The sequence below is a fragment of the Halomonas sp. ATBC28 genome, assembly GCF_005937175.1.
GTDB classification, from domain to species: domain Bacteria; phylum Pseudomonadota; class Gammaproteobacteria; order Pseudomonadales; family Halomonadaceae; genus Vreelandella; species Vreelandella titanicae.
This window is the reverse complement of record NZ_VCQL01000045.1, coordinates 1-9,793: the sequence shown is the minus strand read 5'-3', so window position 1 is coordinate 9,793 and position 9,793 is coordinate 1. Positions and strand designations below refer to the sequence as shown.

General features: G+C 54.5%; 10 protein-coding genes and 1 pseudogene. 10 read left to right on the top strand and 1 reads right to left on the bottom strand.

Annotated features, from left to right (window positions below; all coding sequences use genetic code 11):
- Window positions 1-230 precede the first annotated feature (230 nt).
- A complete protein-coding gene (locus E0L35_RS25045; RefSeq protein WP_022522193.1) occupies window positions 231-953 on the bottom strand; it encodes a cytochrome c biogenesis protein CcdA in 723 nt (240 codons plus the stop codon).
- 247 nt (window positions 954-1,200) lie between these two features.
- Here E0L35_RS25045 and E0L35_RS25040 point away from each other — a divergent pair, with 247 nt between their 5' ends.
- The 10 genes and pseudogenes from E0L35_RS25040 (at window position 1,201) to E0L35_RS25000 (ending at window position 9,439) form a co-directional block, all read left to right on the top strand.
- Window positions 1,201-1,836, top strand: a complete 636-nt coding sequence (locus E0L35_RS25040) for a peroxiredoxin (RefSeq protein WP_138801704.1) — start codon at window positions 1,201-1,203, stop codon at window positions 1,834-1,836.
- Window positions 1,837-1,907: 71 nt separating this feature from the next.
- Complete coding sequence (locus E0L35_RS25035; RefSeq protein ID WP_138801703.1) at window positions 1,908-2,315, top strand: heavy metal-responsive transcriptional regulator; 408 nt, start codon at window positions 1,908-1,910, stop codon at window positions 2,313-2,315.
- Window positions 2,316-2,394: 79 nt separating this feature from the next.
- On the top strand, window positions 2,395-4,869 hold the full coding sequence (locus E0L35_RS25030; RefSeq protein WP_138801702.1) for a heavy metal translocating P-type ATPase: 2,475 nt from the start codon (window positions 2,395-2,397) through the stop codon (window positions 4,867-4,869).
- A gap of 33 nt (window positions 4,870-4,902) precedes the next feature.
- On the top strand, window positions 4,903-5,031 hold the full coding sequence (locus E0L35_RS26925) for a hypothetical protein (RefSeq protein ID WP_008958488.1): 129 nt from the start codon (window positions 4,903-4,905) through the stop codon (window positions 5,029-5,031).
- A 65-nt stretch (window positions 5,032-5,096) separates the two neighbouring features.
- The gene (dsbG, locus tag E0L35_RS25025) at window positions 5,097-5,927 is read left to right on the top strand and encodes a thiol:disulfide interchange protein DsbG (RefSeq protein ID WP_008958487.1); all 831 of its coding nucleotides are present in this window, start codon (window positions 5,097-5,099) and stop codon (window positions 5,925-5,927) included.
- Window positions 5,928-5,989: 62 nt separating this feature from the next.
- A complete protein-coding gene (locus tag E0L35_RS25020; protein WP_008958486.1) occupies window positions 5,990-6,667 on the top strand; it encodes a TVP38/TMEM64 family protein in 678 nt (225 codons plus the stop codon).
- A gap of 89 nt (window positions 6,668-6,756) precedes the next feature.
- On the top strand, window positions 6,757-7,284 hold the full coding sequence (locus E0L35_RS25015) for a DsbE family thiol:disulfide interchange protein (protein WP_035586998.1): 528 nt from the start codon (window positions 6,757-6,759) through the stop codon (window positions 7,282-7,284).
- A gap of 67 nt (window positions 7,285-7,351) precedes the next feature.
- Window positions 7,352-8,164, top strand: coding sequence for a prolipoprotein diacylglyceryl transferase (gene lgt / locus E0L35_RS25010; protein WP_008958484.1), 813 nt, complete (start codon window positions 7,352-7,354; stop codon window positions 8,162-8,164).
- On the top strand, window positions 8,161-8,703 hold the full coding sequence (locus tag E0L35_RS25005; RefSeq protein WP_008958483.1) for a protein-disulfide reductase DsbD N-terminal domain-containing protein: 543 nt from the start codon (window positions 8,161-8,163) through the stop codon (window positions 8,701-8,703). Before lgt ends, E0L35_RS25005 begins: the two co-directional genes overlap by 4 nt.
- A pseudogene (locus E0L35_RS25000) lies at window positions 8,704-9,439 on the top strand (sulfite exporter TauE/SafE family protein).
- The last annotated feature ends 354 nt before the right edge of the window (window positions 9,440-9,793 follow it).

Sequence of the window (9,793 nt, the reverse complement as noted above, 5' to 3'; positions counted from 1 at the left end):
CCTTTCCCGCTCAATGAGCGGGAAAGGAGCAAAAATACACAAAGAAAGGGAGAAGAGTGTCTGAATTTTCGATTTTTTGTCGGCTCAAGTAAGCGTTGATGAATATCGGCAGTTATTCAGACCTTCCCTAAGCTTTATAAAAACCATCTCCTTTTAAGAGGCTAGCTCAGGCTAACGAGCTTCTTAAGGGGGCCGGATGAAAATCAAGCTCTACTTCTCTGACGGCCTGGCTACCCTAGGGTCGCCAGGGAGGGAAAAAGGTCGACCATGATACTGGAAAGCCGCGTCATGGTACCCGAGACGATGGCGATGCCCATCAGGATCACAACCGTGCCCGCCACGGGGCGAGCATAGGCGCTCCACCTTCCTAGGCTTTGCCGATGCAGAGCGAATCGGTTAATCAGTAAAGTGCTGGCAAGAAAAGGTAGCGCTAGGCCAGCCGAGTAGGCACTGAGATATATCATTCCAGCCTGAGCACTAGCAGCGTTGGACGTGGCCATCAGGATGGCGCCCAGGATGGGGCCGATACAGGGGGTCCAACCGATGGCAAAAGAGACCCCGAACACTGTCGCCGACAGCGGGGAGCCACCCTGGACGTTGGGTGTGAACTGAAAGGTACGCTGGAATAGCGGCAATCGGAACACGCCGGTCATAAAGAGGCCCAGCACGATCACCGCCGAGCCGGCAACCCAGTTGAATTCTTGGCGATACCCTCGCATCAGTTGCCCGATACTACTGGCGCCGAGCCCGAGTAGGATGAACACGATGCTGAAGCCGAAGACGAAGAAGGCACTGAGGGTCAATGCCTCTAACCGCCTGTCGGCTTTACCGGCACTACCGCCTGTGACCACCGACAGGTAGGCCGGTAACAGGGGCAGCGTGCAGGGCGAGAAGAAGGAGACCAATCCGCCGATAAAGGCGCCGACCAAGCCGATGGAAGAGAGAGATTCCAATGTGTTATCGCAACTTAAGTTATGGAGACGGCCAACAAGGGTATTGATACCAATCCCATGGTGCTACCTCCTATCATATCCATTTTAACGCCGTAAGAATTTTAAGGCTTACAGCTGCTTTAAGGTCAACCTTTATTGACAAATTATTTGTCTCCTATCGAATTGCAAATATTACACATCAGGCTTGACCTTAAAGTTGACTTCAAAGTTATGGTGGCTACTCAATGAATGACATGAGGACATTTCCATGGCGCTACAACTGGGCGAGACAGCACCAAACTTCACGATCGAATCCACACAAGGCACGGTCAACTTTCACCAATGGCTTGACGACAGCTGGGCGGTGCTGTTCTCGCACCCCGCTGATTTTACGCCAGTATGCACCACAGAGCTGGGCGCGTTTGCCAAGCGAAAGAACGAATTCACCCAGCGGGGTGCCAAACTGGTTGGGGTTTCGGTGGATCCCCTCAGCTCTCACCACGACTGGCTGGGGGATATTGAACAGACTCAAGGCACGGCCCTGAACTACCCCTTGCTGGCTGACGAAGATCAGGTGGTAGCGAAGCTTTATGGAATGATCCATCCCAAAGCCGACCCCAAACTGACGGTGCGTACGGTCTTCATCATCGATTCTGACAAGAAAATTCGTCTCACTTTGACGTATCCACCCAGCACAGGACGTAATGTCGACGAGATACTGCGGGTTCTCGATTCGCTTCAGCTAACTGACAAGCACAAAGTGGCCACCCCCGTTGACTGGCAAAACGGTGACGATGTCATCATCTCGCCATCGCTATCGAATGATGACGCTAGGCAACACTTTCCCGAAGGCTGGAACACCAAGACGCCCTACCTTAGGGTCGTGCGCCAACCGGAGCAATAGGAGCCCCGACCGGTAGATTCGTTGAGTCAGGCTGCCAGAAGCTTAGATTAATAATGTCGTGAGGTAACGCTATGCAAACACTAAGTATCGGCGAGCTTGCCGAACGAAGCGGGGTCGCTAGCCAGGCGATTCGATTCTACGAAAAAGAGAAACTTATGCCACCTCCGAGGAGGACCGATGCCAACTATCGGCGTTACCCACTGGAAGCTGTGGATCGGTTGCAGTTTATCGTCCATGCCAAGCAGTGGGGCTTCACGCTGCAAGAGATTCGGGAGCTGCTAATGCTTCAGGATGCTAATGGCGACCGGGCGCAAGCTAAACGCATCGCCGGGGAGAAGCTGCACAAGGTGCGCGAGCAGATCAAACACCTCACGCGGATTGAAGCCGTATTATCGAAAACACTGGGCGAGTGTGCAGGCGAAGGGCCTATGCAGGAAGGCTGCCCGATTGTTGAAGCTATCGCTGAGCAGGCTGAATGATCAGCACTTTCTCGACAGCGAACATGGGGAATCAAGCTCGCATATCAGGTCGTCGATAAATTAACAGGAGATCTTCATTATGGCGCAAAACGTCGATATCGAGATTCGTGGTATGTCCTGTGCTTCCTGTGTTGGACGTGTGGAACGTGCACTCAGCCAGCAGCCAGGCGTGATCAACGCTCAAGTGAACCTCGCCACCCAGAAGGCGGCTATCCAGGTCGAAGCAGGTACCACGACCACTAGCCTACTCAACGCCATTGAAACAGCGGGCTATCAACCTGTGGTGGAAAGTCTCGACATTCCCATCACCGGCATGAGTTGTGGATCGTGTGTCTCTCGGATAGAGCGAACGCTAACGAAGCTGCCCGGCATGGTGGAAGTGAGTGTTAACCTTGCTACCCAGAAGGCCTTCGTTCGCTTCCTGCCGGGAGCCGTTTCGTTAACGCGTATTCAGCATGCCATCCGCGAGGCAGGCTATGAACCTCAGGATACCGATACGCCGCCACCAACGGACAGCGAGGACTGGGAGAGAGCCGAGCTTCGCCGCCGAGTCGTGCTCGCGGCAATATTTACGATTCCGGTAGTCATCATCGCCATGGGAAAAATGATTCCCGCTTTTGACACGCTGTTAACGAGTCTAATGCCGCATCGCGGCTGGATGGGCGTCGAGTGGTTATTGGCTACACCGGTGCAGTTTTATGCAGGTGCACGCTTCTATCGTGCCGGCTTCGCCGAACTCCGGCATTTTAATCCAGGCATGAACAGCCTCGTTATGATCGGATCGAGCGCTGCCTATTTTTATTCGGTCGCCGCCCTGCTGGTGCCCACGCTCTTTCCCGTCGGAACCGCCGTGAGCTATTTCGAAGCGGCGGCGGTGATCGTGACGCTAATCCTGCTCGGTCGTTATTTTGAACACATTGCCAAGGGCCGCACCTCCGAGGCGATCAAGAAGCTTCTGCAATTACAGGCGAAAACTGCCCGCGTCATACGCGAGGATGAAACCGTCGAGCTGCCTATCGACGCCGTCGTCACAGGCGATCGTATTTTGGTTCGCCCAGGGGAGCGTGTTCCAGTCGATGGCATCGTCGAGGAGGGTCACTCTTACGTTGATGAGTCGATGATCAGCGGTGAGCCCGTGCCGGTCGCCAAACAGAAAGATTCCGAAGTCGTCGGTGGCACTATCAACAAGAACGGTGCACTTACCTTTCGGGCCACGCGAGTCGGTGCCGACACTGTCTTGTCGCAGATCGTCAAGATGGTGGAAACGGCCCAAGCGGAGAAGCCCCCCATCCAGCAGTTGGCCGACAAGGTTGCTGGTGTATTTGTTCCCGTGGTCATCGCTATCGCCACGATGACCTTTGCACTCTGGTTCGCTTTCGGACCGGCGCCGTCTTTGTCGTTTGCTTTCGTCACTACCGTTAGCGTACTGCTAATTGCCTGCCCCTGTGCGATGGGCCTAGCCACCCCAACGGCCATCATGGTCAGTACCGGGAAAGGGGCCGAGATGGGAGTGCTATTTCGTAAAGGGGCGGCGCTTGAGACGCTGGCCAAAATGAATACGGTGGTGCTGGACAAGACCGGCACTTTGACCCAGGGGCGCCCCGAGCTGACCGACTTCGAAGCGATCAACGGCCATGAGAACGAGGTGCTGCGACTGGTCGCGGCGGTGGAAGCTCAAAGCGAGCACCCCATCGCCGAGGCTATTGTACAGGGCGCCAAGGCCCGCGGGCTGGAATTACCCTCGGTCAGTCGCTTTAGTGCCGAGCCTGGCTACGGCATTGAAGCCGAGGTCGACGGCCACTTGGTACATGTGGGAGCTGATCGTTACATGCTTCGGCTGGAAATCGAGCTCGGCCAGGCAGAAACACGCGCCAAGGTGTTTGCCGAGAACGCCAAGAGCCCGCTCTATGCCGCGGTAGACGGCCAGCTTGCTGCAGTCATCGCGGTGGCGGATCCACTTAAGGAGGGCTCTGCCGAGGCCATCGCAGCACTCAAAGCGCAAGGGCTGGAAGTGGCCATGCTCACCGGCGATAACCGTGCCACTGCCGATGCTATCGCCCGACAGGTTGGCATCCAGCAGATTCTCGCTGAGGTACTGCCCGACCAGAAAGCGGCAGAGATCCGGCGTCTCCAGGCGGAGGGCAAGCGCGTCGCTTTTGTGGGGGACGGGATCAATGATGCGCCCGCTTTGGCCCAGGCCGACGTGGGCATTGCGATCGGCACTGGCACCGATATTGCCATCGAGTCCGGCGATGTGGTGCTGATGAGTGGCGATTTGCGAGGCATCGTCAATGCCACGGCGCTCTCCAAGCGTACCCACCGGACCATTATCGGCAATTTCGTTTGGGCCTATGGCTACAACGTAGCGTTGATCCCCGTGGCGGCGGGCGTGCTCTATCCGTTCATCGGCGTATTGCTCAGCCCCATGCTGGCGGCGGCTGCCATGAGTGTTTCCAGTGTCTTTGTACTGACTAACTCGTTGCGGCTACGCCGTTTCACGCCAGATCCCGGCAATGCCACACCACGTCCAAACGAGGCTGTTCATCGCGCCTAAACCAAACACCGTAGTGTTAAAGAGGAATTCAAAATGATGGGAAGTGATAGTTGCATGTGGGGTATGGCGGGGATGGGCCTAATAGCGATCTTGTTGATTATTGCACTGGGGCTTGGTGTTGCTGCGCTTATCAAGTACCTGTTTTTTAATAAGAAGCACTAAAACCAGCCAGTAAATGTGATCGACCTAATCCCTTGGAAAAACAGTAATTGATAAAGAGAGCATTCATGAGGCATATCCTACATTCTACTTATTACCTAGCCGCTGCAGGTCTGTTAGGTCTTATTACGTTGCCTGCGTTGGCGCAGGAAGCAGGAACCGATGCCAATGAGAGTCATCAGGCCGGCATTGCCGCTAATACTGAGTCTCCCTTGCCCAAGACGATTACCGTGTTGGTGGATCAAGGGTTCACATTCCATGGCATCTTCGAAGCGCCTGACGACCTCCAAGGCTATGCCTTGTCTTATGATAATGAGCCTATGGCGGCTTATATTTCTTCCTCTTCCGACTATGCCGTCATTGGTACGTTAATCGACCCCCAGGGCAATGCCGTCATGGAAAGCCAGCTTCAGGCTCTGGTGCTGGAACCCATGCTGGAAGCTGCCTGGAGTGCGTTTGAAAACACTCGTTTTATCTCGGAGGGGAATGATGATGCATCGCATATTGTTTACACACTAACAGACCCCAACTGCCCCTACTGCAACGCACTCTGGAAGAATTCACGCCCGCTAATCGAGCAAGGCGTACTACAGCTTCGTCACGTGCTGGTCGGCGTGCTATCAGAGGACAGTCTTCGCAAAGCTGCCGCAATCCTTGAAGCCGACAATCCGGCTAGCGCTCTCGAAACCCATGAATTGGAATTTCGCAATGGCGGCATAAAACCGGTGGAGCCGTCGGAGGAGAGTCAAGCGCTGCTCAGAAAGCATGCCCAGATCATGCGCGAGGCCGGTGCTACAGGGACGCCGACCAGCTACTACCGTGATGAAGCCGGGAAAGTACAGCGTATCAATGGTGCAGTGTCGACCGACCAGCTTCGCGAAATATTGGGTGTTGAATGATACTCCATCACGGTACAGGGCTGAGATGACATGTCTCCCTGCTCCCCACAACTGAGATGGACATGGCAACCAAGCTTAGTGTAAAGCAAAAGCTCTTTTTGGGGCTCTCTCTACTGATGGGCTTGGCGTCCCTCTATTGGATCCTGATGGAGACCGGCGCCTTGTCGGTCTTGACCGATAAGCAGGCCTTGCGTGAATGGGTTGATGGGTTGGGCGTCTGGGGGCCATTGGCCATCATCTTTATGATGATTACGGCCATTGTCATGAGCCCGATCCCCAGTGGTCCGATTGCCATGGTGGCCGGTGCGATCTACGGCCCAGTTTGGGGAACGGCCTATGTCGTTATCGGTGCCGAAGCCGGCGCTCTGCTCGCTTTCTGCATTGCTCGTTTGCTCGGCTATGAGGTAATGCAACGCTGGTCGCGTACGCGTCCCATCCTTAACTGGCTGGGGAAGGAACGCTCTCAAACCGGCTTGATGCTCATCGTTTTTGCATCCCGATTGGTGCCCTTCATTTCGTTTGATGCCATCAGCTACGCGGCAGGTATTACACCCCTGTCCTTCTGGCGCTTTTTGATCGCCACATTGGCCGGCGTAATCCCCACGGCGTATCTGATCGTCAAGTTCGGCGAAGTGCTAATTACCGCCGACTCCCGTGGTCTCACGATCGCGCTGGTCCTCATCAGTGGCATCACATTGCTGCCGCTGCTGGCGAAACGCCTATGGGCTCGGAAGCCATGACCGATGCAACCTAGTGCTCCAAATCAACTTCCGTAAGCACTAACAATGCTCAGCAGGCACTTACCCGCTACTACCTGTGAGACGTATACGTGAAATCTCGGACATTGCTATTTTTACCCCTATTGGGCTTTTTTGGTTTGAGCTTTTTCTTTTATCAGGGCTTATCAATGGATCCTAGCGCCAGAGATTCCCCCTTGTTAGCTCAGCCGTTTCCGGCCTTCAACCTGACGACGCTGGAAGACCCCTCAAGGGTCGTTGATGAATCTCTTTTTAAAGATAAGGTGACATTGGTCAATGTTTGGGGAGAGTGGTGCCCCACTTGCAAGCATGAAATGCCGCAGTTATTGGACTTAGCCGCGCGAGGCGTCCGCTTGGTTGGCATCAACTACAAGGATACCCAGGCAAAGGGACTCGAGTTTCTTGACGAGTTTGGGAATCCTTTTGAAGTCAATATTTTTGATCCAGAGGGTAACCTAGGTTTTGAGCTAGGTGTTTATGGCGCACCCGAAAGCTATCTGGTCGATACCGAGGGCACTATTCGTTACAAACATACAGGTTACATAACTTCTGAAGATGTTGAGCGAGTCATCCAGGAAGTCGAGAAGTGGAAACGATAAAACGGCTCTTAAGACGCAATAATTTTTGTTGATGACTCCAACAGTAACGATTGATTAAGGAAGATATATGCTGCAATACCCTCAAATCGACCCGATCGCCATCGCCATAGGCCCTCTTCAGATTCACTGGTATGGCTTAATGTATGTAATCGGGCTAGTGGCCGCTTGGTGGTTGGGTCGGCGTCGCGCCCACCGACTCGGCCTAAGCCACGATGATATAGGCGACCTGATCTTCTACGCCGCCATCGGCATCATCGTTGGCGGCCGCCTTGGCTATGCACTGTTTTACGGGCTCGAACAACTGCAAGCCAACCCCCTTTGGTTACTAAAAATCTGGGAAGGAGGCATGAGCTTTCATGGCGGCCTTGCCGGTGTGTTAGTGGCTGCCTGGCTGTTTGCTCGCAAACATCAACTGGCTTTTATTCAACTGACCGACTTCATTGCTCCGTTAGTCCCCATCGGCCTGGGAGCGGGTCGCCTCGGGAACTTCATCAATCACGAGTTACCGGGGAGAGTTAGTGATGTACCTTGGGCAATGGTGTTTCCATCCATGATGGAGCTGGGCCCAGAGCCACGGCATCCTTCGGCTCTCTACGAGTTTGCCCTTGAAGGTGTCGTGTTGTTTGCCGTGCTGTGGTGGCTATCGCGCCGACCACGTCAGCGGGGCCTCATCTCTGGGCTGTTCCTGCTTCTGTATGGAGCCTTCCGTTTCATCGTAGAGTTCGTGCGCCTCCCCGACCCTCAGTTGGGATTCATCGCTTTTGGCTGGTTAACCATGGGGCAGCTACTGACACTACCAATGATCGTCGCGGGCTTTGCTCTGGTCGCTTGGTCCAGAGGTCAGCCAATGGATAAGCCAAAGGCGGCGTTAAACTCATGAAACAAGTCTTCGCTTTTCTAACGGTGGCACTCTTTATAGTCACCCCGGTAGCGGCACGTGAAGAGATGTTTGAGGTTGGTGACAAAAGTTCCCCCTTTAACCGTTCGCCCCAACGTGACTTTCTACCGGCTAAAGAAGCCTTCCGAACCACCGCCTGGCGAGACGATGATCGAGTTTATATCGGCTTCACCGCCGCCGAAAATTACTACCTTCACCGGCATCAGTTCGCGATTGAGAGTCTCTCTCAAGATATCAATTTCGGTGAGTTGGCTTTGCCTCCTGGCGAGCCAATGTCGCACGCGTCTTTAGGGAACATTAACGTTTTCTACGATCAGGTGTTGGTGAGTGCGCCCATCGAGGCGAGCGACACCGTTACCGGGCCGCTGGCCATCATGGTGACCTTTCAGGGCTGTTCCGACCAAGGACTCTGCTATCCACCCGAACAGGTCGAACTCGTATCACCGTACGGTTCGCCTCCGGCGGCCTTCACCATCAGCCCCTCCCGTGATACGGCGGGTAGCTCCAAAGGTGCCCCTTAAATGAATCCCGCCGACATGAGCCTGCCGCCGCTGGCGGCGGCCTTCGTCTTCGGCTTGCTGGGAGGCGCGCACTGTATCGGCATGTGTGGCGGCATCATGAGTGCCCTGACCTTTGCTGTGCCCCCCAGCATGCGACAGCCGAGGCGTTTAGCAGGTCTGTTGCTCGGCTATAATTTAGGTCGTATCAGCAGCTACATGATCGCTGGTGCCTTGGTGGCCCTGCTCGGTTCCGTGCTCAACCATGCACTGGACAGCTTCGCCCTGGTGTTGCGTATCCTGGCGGCGGTCATGTTGATACTAATGGCACTGTATATCGCCAACTGGTGGAAGGGCTTGCTACGTATCGAGGCACTGGGGCGCGTCCTGTGGCGCCGCATCGAACCAATAGGCCGTCGCTTGATGCCTGTTGTAAAAGTACCCCAAGCATTCGCACTTGGCTCGCTATGGGGCTGGATGCCCTGTGGGCTAATCTATTCGATGCTGGCCTGGAGTCTTGCTGTAGCCGAGCCATTGCGTGCCGCCGCGATGATGGGGGCCCTTTGGGCTCGGCACCTTGCCTGCCGTCCTAGCGACCGGAGTGGCAGCGCGCCGTGTCTCAATATGGATACGTAGCCCCGCGACTCGTACGCTAGCAGCGCTGCTGATTATTACGTTTGCCGTCTGGCAACTCTGGCATCTGCAATCCATGATAGGGATGATGGATACGCACAGTGCCATGACTTCGCCGCATCACTAATGATTACTTCGCGAATCATTAGCCTCGAAAACTAATTTACCTGTCCCAAGCGATTCGATTAGTTCCTTCAGACTGAAGCTTTCAGTCATCTTGTCTTGGTTCATGTTATCTAACCATCGCTCTATCACCTGGAGTTCTTGGGTCCGCAAGTTCAGACGTCGCCTTTGAGTGGCGAGTGGTACTGGTTCATTAAACTCTACGGTGCCTTGATCCGCCCAAGATAATATGGGTAAGCGGATTAAATGGTTGATCTTACCTTTGCATGAGAGTGAGACAGACCGGCATCTCATCGGATTATCTGGTTGATGCTTCACCTACTGCTGGTGCATGTTTCCTTCGCTAATTCCAGCAAGA